Source organism: Duganella levis (assembly GCF_009857605.1).
Taxonomy (GTDB): Bacteria; Pseudomonadota; Gammaproteobacteria; order Burkholderiales; family Burkholderiaceae_D; genus Rugamonas; species Rugamonas levis.
Window position 1 is genome coordinate 23,975 of the sequence record NZ_WWCT01000032.1, and the last position, 14,317, is coordinate 38,291.

Genomic DNA, 14,317 nt, shown 5'->3' on the forward strand with positions numbered 1-14,317 from the left:
GATCAGGCCGCCAGTGCGTCGCCGGCCAGGGCCGCCTGGATCAGCGCCAGCAGTTCTGCCGGCTGCTGGAACAGGTAATCGGCCTGCCAGCTTTCCGGCGACGTGGCGCCGCAATAGCCCCAGCTGCAGGCGATGGTCAGCATATTGGCGGCCTTGCCGGCCTGGATGTCGCGCAGGTCGTCGCCGACGTACCAGCACTGTTCGGGCGCCAGCTTGAGGCGGCTGGCCGCTTCCAGCAGTGGCGCCGGATGCGGCTTGGCGTGCGCCGTGGTGTCGCCGGAAATCGCGCAGGCTGCGTGGCCGAGACCGATCTGCGGCAGCAGCGGGTCGGTAAACCGCTTCGACTTGTTGGTGACCACGCCCCATTGCAGCCCGGCCGCTTCGATGCCGGCCAGCAGTTCGGGGATGCCGTCGAACAGCCGGCTGTGCACCGCGATGGCGGCTTCGTAATTGCTGAAGAACTCATCGCGCAGCGCCAGGTAGCCGTCGTCGTCCGGCGTCAGGCCGAACGAGGCGCCGATCATGCCGCGCGCGCCGGCCGAGGCGGTCGGACGCAGGATCTCGTAGGCGGTCGGTTCCAGCCCGCGCGTGCTGCGCAGCAGGTTGACGGCGGCGGCCAGGTCGGGCGCGGTGTCGGCCAGCGTGCCGTCGAGATCGAACAGGATGGCGCGTGGCGCAGCGGGTGTGGTCATGGTCATATCAAAAATCAAAGCGGACGACGGGCAGCCACCAGGTAGTTGACGCTGGTGTCATCGTTGAGCGAATAAATCTTGGTCAGCGGGTTGTAGCCCATGCCCTTGAAGCCGGCCACTTCCAGCCCGGCGCTGCGGATGTATTGCGACAGCTCGGACGGCGTGATGAACTTGTCGTAGTCGTGGGTGCCTTTCGGCAGCATGCGCAGCAGGTACTCGGCGCCGATCACGGCAAACAGATAGGCCTTGGGATTGCGGTTGAGCGTGGAGAAGAACAGGTGGCCGCCCGGTTTGACCAGCGCGGCGGCGGCGCGCACGATGGCGCCCGGGTCCGGCACGTGTTCCAGCATTTCCATGCAGGTCACTACGTCGTACTGGCCCGGCTCCTGCGCGGCCATGTCTTCGGCGGCGATCAGCTTGTAGCGCACCGCCACGCCGGATTCCAGCGAGTGCAGGTCGGCCACTTTCAGGGCTTTTTCGCCGAGGTCGATGCCGGTGACGGTAGCGCCCTTGCGCGCCATCGATTCGGTCAGGATGCCGCCGCCGCAGCCGATGTCGATCACGTTCTTGCCGGCCAGCGACGCGCGCGCGTTGATCCATTCCAGGCGCAGCGGGTTAATTTCGTGCAGCGGGCGGAACTCGGAGGTCGGATCCCACCAGCGGTGGGCGAGTTCGGCGAATTTTTGCAGTTCTAATGGGTCGGCGTTCATGTGTTTGTGTGCAAATGGGATGCGCTATTCTACTCCGTAGGATAAAAAAAAGCCCCGCCGGAGCGGGGCTTTCCTTGTAGCGGTCAGCGATTACTTGCTGGTGCCGACTACTTCGATTTCTACGCGACGGTTTTTAGCGCGGCCTTCTGCAGTTTTGTTGTCTGCAACTGGCTGTTTCTCGCCTTTACCTTCGGTGTACACGCGGTTAGCTTCAACGCCTTTGGAGATGATGTAGGCTTTGACAGCTTCAGCGCGGCGTACCGACAGCTTCTGGTTGTACTCGTCCGAACCCACCGAGTCGGTGTGACCGACAGCGATGATGACTTCCAGGTTGATCGAACCCAGTTTCGAGGTCACGTCGTCCAGCTTGGCTTTGCCTTCTGGTTTCAGGACGGCCTTGTCGAAGTCGAAGAACGCATCAGCTGCGAAGCTGACTTTTTGTGCGGTTGGCACTGGTACTGGCACTGGTGCAGGGGCTGGAGCCGGTGCTGGCGCAGGAGCTGGTGCCACTGGTGGCGGAGGTGCTACGCACTTGCCGTTTTCCAGCTTCTCTGGCTCTACGCACAGTGGCAGATCGCAACCTGGCACGGCATCAGCCGGGGTCCAGTAGCCGGTGCGCCAGCACAGGCCGAATGGGTCACGGGCGATGATGCCGCGGGCATCTTGCACGTAGGCGCTCTTAGGCGTCGACGCTTTGATGTCCTGGGTCACTGGCGCGTACGGAGGGGCGGTCGGCGCAGTTTGCGCGATAGCCGAGCCGGCAAATGCAGCCGAAATAGCCAGCATCGAAATCAGTTTTTTCATATTTTTCTTCCTTTCGGGGGTGATATCCGCAGAAAACTGCGCGACTTTGTGTTGCGTGGGGAGAATTCTACCACGCAGGGGCGTCACACTCATTTCCCGCTTGCGAATCAAGCAATTGACTTCTCGTCCATTTTGCCACAAGCGACTTGGGTCGTAAAAAAAGCTCCAACATGGCGGCTTTTCGCGTTCAACCAAAATGTTGTTTTGTTGCAACGTGATTGTCGATAATAATTGAGTAATGTGTCATGAATATTACAACTTGTTACGTGCGTACAGTGTGCGCTACACCGCATGAATGCGGCCTCGGCGCGGAAATGCGCTAGTTGCCTTGCGCGCATGCTAAAATCGACCGCTTGCCTGTCTCTTGGGAGAGGCTTAATAAACCACAGTAAACGACCGGCCAATGGATCAATTCGCAAAAGAAACAATCCCTATTTCCCTCGAAGAAGAGATGCGCAAGAGTTACCTCGATTACGCCATGAGCGTGATCGTGGGGCGCGCCTTGCCGGATGTGCGTGACGGGCTCAAGCCTGTGCACCGCCGGGTCTTGTACTCGATGCATGAATCGAATTACGTCTGGAACCGCGCGTACGTCAAATGCGCCCGCGTGGTCGGCGACACCATGGGTAAGTATCACCCGCACGGCGACGCGTCGATTTACGACACGCTGGTGCGGATGGCGCAGCACTTCTCGCTGCGCTATATGCTGGTCGACGGCCAGGGTAACTTCGGCTCGGTCGACGGCGACGGCGCGGCAGCAATGCGTTACACCGAGTGCCGTCTCGACAAGATTTCCAGCGAACTGCTGGCCGACATCGACAAGGACACGGTCGACTTCCAGCCCAACTACGACGGCAAGGAAAAAGAACCGACCGTCCTGCCGACCCGCATTCCCAACCTGCTGATCAACGGCTCGTCGGGTATCGCCGTGGGTATGGCCACCAACATTCCGCCGCACAACCTGCATGAAGTGATTGCCGGCGCGCTGCACGTGCTGAACAATCCGGACTGCTCGATCGACGAGCTGATCGAACTGATCCCGGCGCCGGACTTCCCGACCGGCGGCACCATCTATGGCGTCTCGGGCGTGCGCGACGGTTACCGCACCGGCCGTGGCCGCGTGGTGATGCGCGCCAAGACCCACTACGAAGAGTACGGCAAGGACGGCGGCCGCACCGCCATCATCGTTGACGAACTGCCGTACCAGGTCAACAAGAAATCGCTGCTGGAACGCATCGCCGAAAACGTCCGCGACAAGAAGCTGGAAGGCATCAGCGACATCCGCGACGAGTCCGACAAGTCGGGCATGCGCGTGGTTATCGAGCTGAAGCGTGGTGAAGTGCCGGAAGTGGTGCTGAACAACCTGTACAAGCAAACCCAGCTGCAAGACACCTTCGGCATGAACATGGTGGCGCTGGTCGATGGCCAGCCTAAGCTGCTGAACCTGAAGGAAATGCTGGCGTGCTTCCTGTCGCACCGCCGCGAAGTGGTTACGCGCCGCACCGTGTTCGAGCTGCGCAAGGCGCGCGAACGCGGCCACGTGCTGGAAGGCCTGGCGGTGGCGCTGGCCAACATCGATGATTTCATCGCCCTGATCAAGGCCGCGCCAACCCCGCCGGTGGCGAAAGCCGCCCTGATGGACCGCGCCTGGGATTCGTCGCTGGTGCGCGAGATGCTGGCCCGTACCGGCGAAGGCACCACCGTCGGCGGTATCGAAGCCTTCCGTCCGGAACACCTGCCGAAGCACTACGGCATTCAGGCCGACGGCATGTACAAGCTGTCCGACGACCAGGCGCAAGAGATTCTGCAGATGCGCCTGCAACGCCTGACCGGTCTGGAACAGGACAAGATCGTCAACGAGTACAAGGACGTGATGGCGGAAATCGCCGACCTGCTGGACATTCTGGCCACGCCATCGCGCGTGACCACCATCATCACCGATGAAATGACGTCGGTAGTGACCGAGTTCGGCGATCCTGCCAAGGACCCGCGCCGTTCCAACATCGAGCACAACGCCAGCGACCTGAACACGGAAGACCTGATCACGCCGCAGGACATGGTGGTGACCCTGTCGCACACCGGCTACATGAAGGCGCAACCGATCTCCGAGTACCGCGCGCAGAAACGCGGCGGTCGCGGCAAGCAAGCCATGGCCACCAAGGACGAGGACTGGATCGACCAGCTGTTCATCGCCAACACGCACGATTACATCCTGTGCTTCTCCAACCGCGGCCGTCTGTACTGGCTGAAGGTGTGGGAAGTGCCGCAAGGCTCGCGCAACTCGCGCGGCAAGCCGATCGTCAACATGTTCCCATTGGCGGACAACGAGAAGATCACCGTGATTCTGCCGCTGTCGGGCGAGAACCGCACCTTCCCGGAAGACCACTACGTCTTCATGTCCACCAGCCTGGGCACCGTGAAGAAAACGCCGCTGAAAGACTTCAGCAATCCACGCAAGGCCGGCATCATCGCGGTCGACCTGGACGAGGGCGATTTCCTGATCGGCGCCGCGCTGACCGATGGCGAACACGATGTGATGCTGTTCTCCGACTCCGGCAAGGCCGTGCGCTTCGACGAGAACGACGTGCGTCCGATGGGCCGTAACGCCCGCGGCGTGCGCGGCATGAACCTCGACGAAGGCCAGCGCGTGATTGCGCTGCTGGTGGCCGAGAACGAGCAGCAATCGGTGCTGACCGCGACCGAGAACGGCTTCGGCAAGCGCACCCCGATCACCGAGTACACCCGTCATGGCCGCGGCACCAAGGGCATGATCGCGATCCAGACCTCCGAACGGAATGGTCGCGTGGTGGCGGCAACGCTGGTGGAACCGACCGATGAGATCATGCTGATCACCACCGGTGGCGTCCTGATCCGCACCCGCGTGTCGGAGATCCGCGAGATGGGCCGCGCGACCCAGGGCGTGACCCTGATCGCCGTGGAAGACGGCACCAAGCTGTCCGGCCTGCAGCGCGTGGTCGAGACCGACATCGACGAAGTCGAGCTGGAACCGGGCCCGGATTCCGCCGCCGAGTAACGTTCAACGCCGTTGAACCAGCGGGGCCAAGACTATTGCGCGACAATAGAAATGGCCCCGTTATTATTTTAAGGAGACGATATGAAGCAATTCGTAGCATGCGTGGCCACCGCGCTGGCGCTGATCGGCGCCCCCGTGATGGCGCACGCGCAGGCCGATGCGGCGTCCACCGCAGCCGCCAAGGAATTGTTCGACTCGATGAACTACCGCGCGCTGATGACGGACATGATGCGCCAGATGTCACAAAACATCACGCCCACCATGCGCTCCACGCTGGAGGCGGCGATCAACAGCGACAAATCGCTCAGCGCTGAACAGCGCAAGCTGGCGCTCGGCAAGATCGACAAGCAGCTGCCGCAGATCACCCAGGCGATCGCCGAATTCATGAACGATCCGGCGCTGGTGGACGAGATGCTGGAGCAGGCGGTGCCGGTGTATGCGCGCAATTTCAGCGCCGATGAAATCCACCAGATCGCGGCGTTCTACCGCACGCCAGTGGGCGCCAAGATGCTGGCGGTGATGCCGAAACTGGCGTCTGAAAGCATGCGGGCAAGCCAGCAGGTCATGCTCAAACGCATGGATGCATTGATGAAGAAGCTGCTTGGAGCGCTGCAGAATTAAAGTAATCATTTAAAGGAACGTCATGACTCACATCTATAACTTTTCCGCCGGCCCTGCCGTACTGCCGAAGGAAGTGCTGACGCAAGCAGCCGCCGAAATGCTGGACTGGCACGGCAGCGGCATGTCGGTGATGGAGATGAGCCACCGCGGACCGGAGTTTATGTCGATTTACAAGGCGGCCGAGCGCGATCTGCGCGAGCTGCTGGCAGTACCGGACAATTACAAGATCTTGTTCATGCAGGGCGGCGGACTGTCGCAGAACGCCCTGATCCCGTTGAACCTGCTGGGCCACAAGCCCGCCGGCGCAACCATCGATTTCATTCACACCGGTTCGTGGTCGGGCAAATCCATCAAGGAAGCCGGCAAGTACGCCAGCGTGAACATCGCCGCGTCGTCGATGACGTCGGTGCCGCCTCAAGCCGAGTGGCGGCTGACGCCCGGCGCGGCCTATCTGCACATGTGCACCAACGAGACCATCGACGGCGTCGAATACAACTTTGATGGCGGCGTGCCGGATGCGGCCGACCCGCGTCTGGCCGGCGTGCCGCTGGTGGCCGATATGTCGTCGCACATTTTGTCGCGCGTGATCGACGTCGCCAAATACGGCGTGATCTTCGCCGGCGCGCAGAAGAACATCGGCCCGGCCGGCGTCACCATCGTCATCATCCGCGACGACCTGCTGGGCCAGGCGTTGCCGGCCTGTCCGTCGGCGTTCGACTTCAAGCTGGTGGCCGACAACGAATCGATGTACAACACGCCGCCGACCTATGGCATCTATATCGCCGGCCTGGTGTTCCAGTGGCTGAAAGCGCAGGGCGGCGTGGCCGAGATGGAGCGCCGCGCGCGCGCTAAGGCCGAGTTGCTGTACGCGGCGCTGGACGCCGACGATTTTTATCAGAATCGCGTGGCGCTGCACAACCGTTCGCGCATGAACGTGCCTTTCTACCTGAAGGACGAGAGCAAGAACGAAGCATTCCTGGCCGGCGCCAAAGCGCGCGGGCTGCTGCAACTGAAGGGCCACAAGTCCGTCGGCGGTATGCGCGCATCGATCTACAACGCGATGCCTATCGAGGGCGTGCAAGCGCTCGTAGACTACTTGAACGAATTCGCTGGCCGATAATCTATGAACGACAAACTCAAACCTCTGCGCGAACAGATCGACTCGATCGACGCCCAAATCCTCGACCTGCTGAACCAGCGCGCGCGCGTCGCGCAGGCAGTAGGCCATGTCAAAGCCGAAACCGGCGCGCCGGTGTTCCGCCCCGAACGCGAAGCGCAAGTGCTGCGCGGCGTGGCCGACCGCAATCCCGGCCCGATGGGCAACGCCGAGCTGCAAACCATCTGGCGCGAAATCATGTCCGCCTGCCGCTCGCTGGAAAAGCGCGTCACCGTGGCCTTCCTCGGCCCGGCCGGCACCTACAGCGAACAGGCGGTGTACGAACAATTCGGCACCGCCGTCGATGTGCTGCCGTGCGCGTCGATTGACGAAGTATTCCGCGCCACCGAAGCCGGCACCGCCGAATTCGGCGTGGTGCCGGTCGAGAATTCGACCGAAGGCGCCATCGGCCGCACGCTCGACCTGCTGCTGCATACGCCGCTGACCATCAGCGGCGAAGTGTCGATCGCCGTGCGTCATAGCCTGCTGACCGGCAGCGGCAATATGGACGGCGTCACCGCCATCTGCGCCCACGCGCAGGCGCTGGCGCAGTGCCAGATCTGGTTGAACAACAACTACCCGGACATCGAACGCATCGCCGTGTCGTCCAACGCCGAAGCGGCGCGCATGGCGCGCGACGACCACAAGCTGGCGGCGATTGCCGGCGAACGCGCCGGCGTGCGTTACAGCCTGGGCACCGTCAAGGCCAACATCCAGGATGATCCGCACAACCGCACGCGTTTTGCGGTGATCGGTTCCTTGCAGGCCGGCCCGTCGGGCGAAGACCGCACCTCGCTGGCGCTGGCCGCGCCGCACAAGGCGGGTTCGATTTACCGCCTGCTTGGATCGCTGGCGCAGCACGGCGTGTCGATGACGCGCTTTGAATCGCGTCCGGCGCGCACCGGCACCTGGGAATACTACTTCTACGTCGACGTGCAAGGCCATACGCAAGATCCTGCTGTGGCCAGCGCGCTGGCCGAATTGCAGAGCAACGCTGCCTTCTTCAAGGTGCTGGGTTCCTACCCGGTCAGCCTGACCTGATAATAAAGAGAGACACCATGACCAAGAACTACGGCCCGGAATACATCCGCGCTATCGCTCCTTACCAAGCCGGCAAACCGATCGCGGAAGTCGCGCGTGAATTCGGCCTGAATGAAGCCAACATCATCAAGCTGGCGTCGAACGAGAATCCGTTCGGTGTGCCGGAATCGGCCAAACAGGCCATGGCCGCAGCCGTGGCGGAACTGGGCCGCTACCCGGACGCCAATGGCTTCGATCTGAAAGGTGCCCTGTCCAAGCGTTACGACGTGCCGGCCGACTGGATCACGCTGGGCAATGGCTCCAATGACATCCTGGAAATCGCTGCGCATGCGCTGGTGGAACGTGGCCAGTCGATCGTCTACTCGCAGTACTCGTTCGCGATTTACGCGCTGGCGACGCAAGGAGTCGGCGCGCAGCACATCGTGGCGCCGGCCAAGGCCTATGGCCACGACCTGCCGGCCATGCTGGCGGCGATCCGCGACGACACGCGCCTGGTGTTCATCGCCAACCCGAACAACCCGACCGGCACCTTCATCCCGGCCGCCGAAATCGACGCCTTCCTGGCCAAGGTGCCGTCGCATGTAGTGGTGGTGCTGGACGAAGCCTACAACGAATTCCTGGCGCAGCAAGACCAGTTTGAGTCGGCGGAGTGGGTGAAGAAGTATCCCAACCTGCTGGTATCGCGCACCTTCTCGAAAGCATACGGCCTGGCCGGTCTGCGCGTGGGCTTCGCGATTGCGCAGCCGGCGCTGACGGATCTGCTGAATCGCGTGCGTCAGCCGTTCAACGTCAACTCGCTGGCGCAGGCTGCGGCCATCGCGGCGCTGAACGACAAGGACTTCCTGCAAAAAGGCGCGGAGAACAACACCGCCGGCTACCAGCAATATGTAGCGGCGTTCGACAAGCTGGGACTGGAGTATGTGCCGTCGTACGGTAACTTCGTGCTGGTCAAGGTTGGTGACGACGCCGGCGCCGGCACGCGCGTGAATCTGTCGCTGCTGAAGCAGGGCGTGATCGTGCGTCCGGTGGGCGGCTATGGCCTGCCGGAGTGGCTGCGCGTTTCCATCGGCCTGCCGGAAGAGAATGAAGCTTTCATCGAGGCGCTGACGGTCGCGTTGGCGGAGTAAATGCTGAACAAAGTCGTTATTTTTGGCGTTGGCCTGATTGGCGGTTCGTTTGCGCTGGCGCTGAAGAAGGCCGGCGCGGTGCGCGAGATCGTCGGCGTCGGCCGCTCGGCGACGTCGATGGCGCGGGCGCTGGAGCTGGGCATCATCGACAGCATTGGCGTGAGCGGCGAACCATCGCTGGCTGCCGCGCTGCATGATGCGGACCTGGTGCTGCTGGCCGCGCCAGTGGCGCAAACCGCAGCCATTCTGGCGTCGATAGCGCCGCATCTGGCGGCAGGCACCGTCGTCACGGACGCCGGCAGCACCAAGTCGGACGTGGTGGCTGCCGCGCGCCAGGTGTTGGGTGACAAAGTCGCGCAGTTCGTACCCGGCCATCCGATTGCCGGCCGCGAGACCAATGGTCCCGACGCCGCCATCGACCATCTGTACATCGGCAAGAAAGTGGTGCTGACCGCGCTGGCGGAAAATGACGAGGCGGATGTCGAGCGCGTGGCCGCTGCGTGGCGCGCCTGCGGTGCGCTGATTCATCGCCTGACGCCGGAAGAGCATGACAAGGTGTTTGCGGCGGTGAGTCATCTGCCGCATTTGCTGGCTTACGCGCTGGTGGATGATGTCGCCAACAAGCCGCATGCGGATTTGCTGTTCCAGTACGCCGCCAGCGGCTTCCGCGATTTCACGCGCATCGCCGGCTCGTCGCCGGAGATGTGGCGCGACATCAGCCTGGCCAACCAGCCGGCGTTATTGGCGGAGCTGGACGCGTACATGGCACAATTGACGCAGTTGCGCACGCACCTGGCAGCCCATGACGGCGCCGCGCTGGAGCGCGTCTACAGCAACGCCCAGCACGCCCGTCACCAATGGATCACCGCGATCGAAGCCGCCGAGGCGCCGCAGTCGCCGGATAAAGCAGGATAAAGAAGATAGCCGCCGTCGCTCCCGCGCAGGCGGGAGCCTATAGAACGCGCGCTCAGCATGGATTCCCGCCAGCGCGGGAATGACGGTGCGGGCGCTAAAGGAACAATATGACTCACGAATACCTCGACCTGCAAACGGTCTCCCACGTTGAAGGCACGGTGCGTTTGCCGGGCTCGAAATCCATTTCCAACCGCATCCTGCTGCTGTCGGCGCTGTCGCAAGGGCAGGTCGCCATCGTCGACCTGCTGGCGTCGGACGACACCGCCGTCATGCTGGCGGCCTTGCGCTCGCTCGGCGTGCAATGGACCGAGGAGCAGACCGCCACCGGCACCATCCATCACGTCACCGGCGTGGCCGGCGTGCTGCCGAATAAATCGGCCGATCTGTTCATGGGCAACGCCGGCACCGCGATCCGTCCGCTGACCGCCGCATTGGCCGTCATCGGCGGCGACTACACGCTGCATGGCGTGCCGCGCATGCACGAGCGTCCGATCGGCGATCTGGTCGACGCGCTCAACGCCGCCGGCACCAATGTCGAATACACCGGCAACCCAGGCTTCCCACCGCTGCACATCAAGCAGGGCAAGATCACCACCCAGCGCCTGTCGGTGCGCGGCGATGTGTCAAGCCAGTTCCTGACCGCGCTGCTGATGGTGGCGCCGCTGATGGCCAAGGACCATGCGATCACCATCGATGTCATCGGCGAACTGATTTCCAAGCCCTACATCGAAATCACGCTGAACCTGATCCGCCGCTTCGGCGTGCAGGTCGAGCAGGATGGCTGGGCCTCGTTCACCATCCAGCCCGGCCAGGTCTACCAGTCGCCGGGCACCATCCACGTTGAGGGCGACGCGTCGTCGGCGTCGTACTTCCTGGCGGCCGGCGCGATCGGCGGCGGTCCGGTGCGGGTCGAAGGCGTGGGTAATAACTCGATCCAGGGCGATGTCCGCTTCGCCGCCGCGCTGGCGCAGATGGGCGCGCAGATCACCATGGGCGACAACTGGATCGAAGCCAGCGCCAATGGTCCGCTGAAGGCCATCGATGCCGATTTCAATCACATTCCCGACGCCGCCATGACCATCGCCATCGCCGCGCTGTATGCGGACGGCCCGTCGACGCTGCGCAATATCGCCAGCTGGCGCGTCAAGGAAACCGACCGCATCGCCGCCATGGCGACCGAATTGCGCAAGGTTGGCGCCATCGTGGAAGAGGGTCCGGATTACATCAAGGTGACGCCGCCGGCCGCGCTGTCGCCTGCTACTATCGACACCTACGACGATCACCGCATGGCGATGTGCTTCTCGCTGGTGTCGCTGGACGGCGCCGCGCGCAAGGGCGCGCTGACCCGCATCAACGATCCCAAGTGCGTGAACAAGACTTTCCCTGAGTACTTCGCCGCCTTTGCCAAAATAGCACAATAACCGATATGCCAACTTCCCAGATTCCTGTCATCACCATCGACGGCCCGACCGCTTCCGGCAAGGGCACGGTCGCGCATCGCGTTGCCGACCAGCTCGGCTTCCACTATCTGGATTCCGGCGCGCTGTATCGCCTGACGGCGTTGTCGGCGCTGCGCCGCGCCACCGACCTGGCTGACGAGCATGCATTGGCCAAGCTGGCCGAGCATCTGCATTGCAGTTTCCAGGGCGGCGACATCATCTTGTCGCATGAAAACGTCACCGACGCGATCCGCGCGGAAGAGGTCGGCAACACGGCCTCCAAGATCGCCACTTTCCCGGCCGTGCGCCATGCGCTGACGGGGCTGCAACTGGGTTTCCGCAAGGCGCCGGGCCTGGTCGCCGACGGCCGCGACATGGGCTCGGTGATCTTCCCGCACGCCCAATTGAAGGTGTTTTTGACAGCCTCCGTGGCAGCGCGCGCGGGGCGCCGTTATAAGCAATTGATAGACAAGGGTTTTTCTGCTAATATGGAAGACCTCCTGATGGATTTGCAGGCCCGCGATGACCGTGATACGAAACGGACCATCGCGCCGCTGGTCCCGGCAGAAGGGGCATACGTGCTCGATACCTCGGAAATGAATGCTGATGAAGCAGTCGCCCAGGTCTTGAAATGGTATGCCGGTAGCACCAAGTAGTACCTTTTATTAACCTAACCCAGTTGAAGACGCATACCGCGAACCTTACTGGTAACCTGGAAATACAATGTCTAATATGGAAAGTTTTGCAGCCCTCTTCGAGGAATCCCTGTCGCGTCAAGACATGCGTTCGGGCGAAGTTATTTCGGCTGAAGTCGTTCGTCTGGATCACAACTTCGTGATCGTCAACGCAGGCCTGAAATCGGAAGCTTTCATCCCTGTTGAAGAATTCAAAAATGACCAAGGCGAACTGGAAGTCAAAGTAGGTGACTTCGTTTCCGTGGCCATCGAATCGCTGGAAAATGGTTTCGGCGATACCATCCTGTCGCGCGACAAAGCCAAGCGTCTGGCTTCGTGGCTGGCACTGGAAAAAGCAATGGAATCGGGCGAGATCGTCGTCGGTACCGTGAACGGCAAAGTCAAGGGCGGCCTGACCGTTCTGACCAACGGCATCCGTGCCTTCCTGCCAGGTTCGCTGGTCGACACCCGTCCGGTCAAAGACACCACCCCATTCGAAGGCAAAACCCTCGAATTCAAAGTTATCAAACTGGACCGCAAGCGTAACAACGTCGTTCTGTCCCGCCGCGCCGTCATCGAAGCTTCGATGGGCGAAGAGCGTCAGAAACTGATGGAAACGCTGAAAGAAGGCACCGTGGTCACCGGCGTGGTGAAAAACATCACCGACTACGGCGCGTTCGTGGATCTGGGCGGCATCGACGGCCTGCTGCACATCACCGACCTGGCATGGCGTCGTGTGCGTCACCCATCGGAAGTGCTGACCGTTGGTCAGGAAATCACCGCTAAAGTCCTGAAATACGATCAAGAGAAAAACCGTGTTTCGCTGGGCGTGAAACAACTGGGCGACGATCCTTGGACCGGTCTGTCCCGTCGTTACCCACAAGGCACCCGTCTGTTCGGTAAAGTGACGAACCTGACCGACTACGGCGCGTTCGTAGAAGTCGAGCAAGGCATCGAAGGCCTGGTTCACGTGTCCGAAATGGACTGGACCAACAAAAACGTCGCTCCAAACAAAGTTGTCCAACTGGGCGACGAAGTAGAAGTGATGGTTCTGGAAATCGACGAAGAGCGTCGTCGTATTTCGCTGGGCATGAAACAGTGCAAAGCCAATCCATGGGACGACTTCGGCGTGACCCATAAGAAAGGTGACAAAGTCCGCGGCGCGATCAAATCGATCACCGACTTCGGCGTGTTCATCGGTCTGGCTGGCAACATCGACGGCCTGGTGCACCTGTCCGACCTGTCGTGGACCGAGTCCGGCGAAGAAGCCGTGCGCAAGTTCAAGAAAGGTGACGAACTGGAAGCCATCGTTCTGGCCATCGACGTTGAGCGTGAGCGCGTGTCCCTGGGCGTTAAGCAACTGGAAGGCGATCCATTCAACAACTACGCCGCCATGAACGACAAAGGTTCGCTGGTGACCGGTACCGTTAAATCGGTTGAGCCTAAAGGCGCCGTGATCCAACTGTCGGAAGAAGTTGAAGGCTACCTGCGCGCTTCGGAAATCTCGCGTGACCGCGTGGAAGATGCTGGCACCCACCTGAAAGTCGGCGATTCCGTCGAAGCTCTGGTGATCAACATCGACCGTAAAGCACGTTCGATCCAGCTGTCGATCAAAGCGAAAGACTCGGCTGATACCGCTGAAGCGATGAAGAGCATCGCTTCGGACAGCAGCGCCGCTTCGGGCACCACCAGCCTGGGCGCACTGCTGAAAGCCAAGCTGGACAACAAGAACTAAGAACTAGTCGATGACTAAGTCCGAACTGATCAACCGCCTGGCTGAGCGTTATTCTCAGCTGGTGGCCAAGGATGCGGAATATGCCGTCAAGACCATTCTGGATGCGATGACCAACGCTTTGTCGACCGGTCAACGCATCGAGATCCGCGGTTTTGGCAGCTTTGCCCTCAACAGCCGGCCACCGCGCATCGGACGCAATCCGAAGTCGGGCGATAAAGTGATGGTGCCCGAAAAAAGGGTGCCTCACTTCAAACCGGGCAAGCAGTTGCGTGAACGGGTTGACGCGATGGTCGGGCAACCGATCATCGAGGACTGAAGCATTCCATAGTTAAGTAAAAGCGGCGTCCGATGGATGCCGCTTTTTTTTTG

Annotated in this window: 13 protein-coding genes; 10 read left to right on the forward strand and 3 right to left on the reverse strand. The window is 61.6% G+C overall.

What is annotated here, in order from left to right; all coding sequences use genetic code 11:
* Window positions 1-2 precede the first annotated feature (2 nt).
* From GTP69_RS27570 to ompA, 3 genes are all read right to left on the reverse strand, one after another.
* Window positions 3-692 (reverse strand): HAD family hydrolase, encoded by a 690-nt coding sequence (locus GTP69_RS27570; protein ID WP_161057883.1) that lies wholly within the window; start codon window positions 690-692, stop codon window positions 3-5.
* 14 nt (window positions 693-706) lie between these two features.
* Window positions 707-1,402 carry a bifunctional 2-polyprenyl-6-hydroxyphenol methylase/3-demethylubiquinol 3-O-methyltransferase UbiG gene (ubiG, locus tag GTP69_RS27575; protein WP_161057884.1) on the reverse strand — a complete coding sequence of 232 codons (696 nt, stop codon included), beginning with the start codon at window positions 1,400-1,402 and terminating at the stop codon, window positions 707-709.
* 90 nt (window positions 1,403-1,492) lie between these two features.
* Window positions 1,493-2,206, reverse strand: a complete 714-nt coding sequence (gene ompA, locus GTP69_RS27580; protein ID WP_161057885.1) for an outer membrane protein OmpA — start codon at window positions 2,204-2,206, stop codon at window positions 1,493-1,495.
* Window positions 2,207-2,609: 403 nt separating this feature from the next.
* On the opposite strand from ompA, the gene gyrA reads away from it, so the two are divergent.
* The 10 genes from gyrA (at window position 2,610) to GTP69_RS27630 (ending at window position 14,264) form a co-directional block, all read left to right on the forward strand.
* Entirely contained in the window at window positions 2,610-5,240 is a 2,631-nt protein-coding gene (gyrA, locus tag GTP69_RS27585; RefSeq protein WP_161057886.1) for a DNA gyrase subunit A, read from the forward strand.
* A gap of 81 nt (window positions 5,241-5,321) precedes the next feature.
* A complete protein-coding gene (locus tag GTP69_RS27590) occupies window positions 5,322-5,861 on the forward strand; it encodes a DUF2059 domain-containing protein (RefSeq protein WP_161057887.1) in 540 nt (179 codons plus the stop codon).
* Between the two features lie 22 nt (window positions 5,862-5,883).
* The gene (gene serC / locus GTP69_RS27595; protein WP_161057888.1) at window positions 5,884-6,981 is read left to right on the forward strand and encodes a 3-phosphoserine/phosphohydroxythreonine transaminase; all 1,098 of its coding nucleotides are present in this window, start codon (window positions 5,884-5,886) and stop codon (window positions 6,979-6,981) included.
* Window positions 6,982-6,984: 3 nt separating this feature from the next.
* Window positions 6,985-8,058: a prephenate dehydratase gene (pheA, locus tag GTP69_RS27600; RefSeq protein ID WP_161057889.1), complete on the forward strand. Its 1,074-nt coding sequence runs from the start codon at window positions 6,985-6,987 to the stop codon at window positions 8,056-8,058.
* A 17-nt stretch (window positions 8,059-8,075) separates the two neighbouring features.
* Window positions 8,076-9,185 carry a histidinol-phosphate transaminase gene (gene hisC, locus GTP69_RS27605; protein ID WP_161057890.1) on the forward strand — a complete coding sequence of 370 codons (1,110 nt, stop codon included), beginning with the start codon at window positions 8,076-8,078 and terminating at the stop codon, window positions 9,183-9,185.
* Window positions 9,186-10,100, forward strand: a complete 915-nt coding sequence (locus tag GTP69_RS27610) for a prephenate dehydrogenase (RefSeq protein ID WP_202424595.1) — start codon at window positions 9,186-9,188, stop codon at window positions 10,098-10,100. It begins immediately after the preceding gene.
* 107 nt (window positions 10,101-10,207) lie between these two features.
* On the forward strand, window positions 10,208-11,521 hold the full coding sequence (aroA, locus tag GTP69_RS27615) for a 3-phosphoshikimate 1-carboxyvinyltransferase (RefSeq protein ID WP_161057891.1): 1,314 nt from the start codon (window positions 10,208-10,210) through the stop codon (window positions 11,519-11,521).
* Between the two features lie 5 nt (window positions 11,522-11,526).
* Window positions 11,527-12,195 (forward strand): (d)CMP kinase, encoded by a 669-nt coding sequence (gene cmk / locus GTP69_RS27620; protein ID WP_161057892.1) that lies wholly within the window; start codon window positions 11,527-11,529, stop codon window positions 12,193-12,195.
* A gap of 76 nt (window positions 12,196-12,271) precedes the next feature.
* On the forward strand, window positions 12,272-13,948 hold the full coding sequence (gene rpsA / locus GTP69_RS27625; protein WP_110846857.1) for a 30S ribosomal protein S1: 1,677 nt from the start codon (window positions 12,272-12,274) through the stop codon (window positions 13,946-13,948).
* 10 nt (window positions 13,949-13,958) lie between these two features.
* On the forward strand, window positions 13,959-14,264 hold the full coding sequence (locus GTP69_RS27630) for an integration host factor subunit beta (RefSeq protein WP_072787195.1): 306 nt from the start codon (window positions 13,959-13,961) through the stop codon (window positions 14,262-14,264).
* The last annotated feature ends 53 nt before the right edge of the window (window positions 14,265-14,317 follow it).

Bases quoted from the DNA above. Each gene is read 5' to 3' on its own strand.
- GTP69_RS27570 (WP_161057883.1), bottom strand. From the start codon at position 692: ATGACCACACCCGCTGCGCCACGCGCCATCCTGTTCGATCTCGACGGC.
- ubiG (WP_161057884.1), bottom strand. From the start codon at position 1,402: ATGAACGCCGACCCATTAGAACTGCAAAAATTCGCCGAACTCGCCCAC.
- ompA (WP_161057885.1), bottom strand. From the start codon at position 2,206: ATGAAAAAACTGATTTCGATGCTGGCTATTTCGGCTGCATTTGCCGGC.
- gyrA (WP_161057886.1), top strand. From the start codon at position 2,610: ATGGATCAATTCGCAAAAGAAACAATCCCTATTTCCCTCGAAGAAGAG.
- GTP69_RS27590 (WP_161057887.1), top strand. From the start codon at position 5,322: ATGAAGCAATTCGTAGCATGCGTGGCCACCGCGCTGGCGCTGATCGGC.
- serC (WP_161057888.1), top strand. From the start codon at position 5,884: ATGACTCACATCTATAACTTTTCCGCCGGCCCTGCCGTACTGCCGAAG.
- pheA (WP_161057889.1), top strand. From the start codon at position 6,985: ATGAACGACAAACTCAAACCTCTGCGCGAACAGATCGACTCGATCGAC.
- hisC (WP_161057890.1), top strand. From the start codon at position 8,076: ATGACCAAGAACTACGGCCCGGAATACATCCGCGCTATCGCTCCTTAC.
- GTP69_RS27610 (WP_202424595.1), top strand. From the start codon at position 9,186: ATGCTGAACAAAGTCGTTATTTTTGGCGTTGGCCTGATTGGCGGTTCG.
- aroA (WP_161057891.1), top strand. From the start codon at position 10,208: ATGACTCACGAATACCTCGACCTGCAAACGGTCTCCCACGTTGAAGGC.
- cmk (WP_161057892.1), top strand. From the start codon at position 11,527: ATGCCAACTTCCCAGATTCCTGTCATCACCATCGACGGCCCGACCGCT.
- rpsA (WP_110846857.1), top strand. From the start codon at position 12,272: ATGGAAAGTTTTGCAGCCCTCTTCGAGGAATCCCTGTCGCGTCAAGAC.
- GTP69_RS27630 (WP_072787195.1), top strand. From the start codon at position 13,959: ATGACTAAGTCCGAACTGATCAACCGCCTGGCTGAGCGTTATTCTCAG.